This is a genomic window from Bradyrhizobium sp. SZCCHNR1015 (genome assembly GCF_032489875.1).
Lineage (GTDB): Bacteria > Pseudomonadota > Alphaproteobacteria > Rhizobiales > Xanthobacteraceae > Bradyrhizobium.
Map to the genome: position 1 here is coordinate 1 of NZ_JAUEYW010000039.1, position 1,005 is coordinate 1,005.

The 1,005-nt window shown below is 69.3% G+C and carries 1 protein-coding gene; it reads right to left on the minus strand.

The features are described 5' to 3' along the window. Nucleotides 1–983: cytochrome c3 family protein (locus QX128_RS33175; protein ID WP_316239660.1), on the minus strand; the 983-nt coding region annotated here is incomplete at its 3' end. Between the last annotated feature and the right edge of the window lie 22 nt (nt 984–1,005).

Sequence of the window (1,005 nt, forward strand, 5' to 3'; positions counted from 1 at the left end):
CAGTTGGTGTCGGTCGCGGCATGCTTGAAGGCCGCGCCGCCCCAGCTGGTGAAGCCGCCCGAGGCCGCCTTGGCATGACAACTGACGCAGTCCGCCCCGCCGGTGGCGACGTGGTTCGGATACGACGCGGTGCCGAGCGCTCCCTTGGTGCCCTGGCCGGTGTAGTTGCCGTTGTGACAGCTGTCGCAGCGCGCCGTCGCCACCGCCGCGTGGTTCATGGTGTAGGTGGCAAAGCTCGCCGCGGTGCTGGTGTGGCAGTTCGAGCATTGCAGCGTCCCGGTCGGGATGTGCGGCGGCGTGGTCATGCCCTGCGCCGTCTTGCCGTTGTGACAGGTGGCGCAGTTGGTGTCGGTCGCGGCATGCTTGAAGGCCGCGCCGCCCCAGCTGGTGAAGCCGCCGCTCGCCGCCTTGGCGTGACAGCTGACGCAGTCGGCGCCGCCGGTGGCGACGTGGTTCGGGTACGACGCCGTACCCATGGCTCCCTTGGTGCCCTGGCCGGTGTAGTTGCCGTTGTGACAGCTATCGCAGCGCGCGGTCGCCACCGCGGCGTGGTTCATGGTGTAGGTCGTGAAGCTCGCGGCGGTGTTGCTGTGGCAGTTCGAGCATTGCAGCGTCCCGGTCGGGATGTGCGGCGGTGTGGTCATGCCCATCGCCGTCTTGCCGTTGTGGCAGGTGGCGCAGTTGGTGTCGTTGGCCTTGTGAGCAAACGCCGCGCCGCCCCAGCTGGTGAAGCCGCCGCTCGCCGCCTTGGCGTGACAGCTGACGCAGTCGGCGCCGCCGGTGGCGACGTGGTTCGGGTACGACGCGGTGCCGAGCGCACCCTTGGTGCCCTGGCCGGTGTAGCTGCCGTTGTGGCAGCTGTCGCAGCGCGCCGTCGCCACCGCGGCGTGGTTCATGGTGTAGGTCGTGAAGCTCGCCGCGGTGTTGGTGTGGCAGTTCGAGCACTGCAGCGTGCCGGTCGGAATGTGCGGCGGCGTGGTCATCCCCATCGCCGTCTTGCCGTTG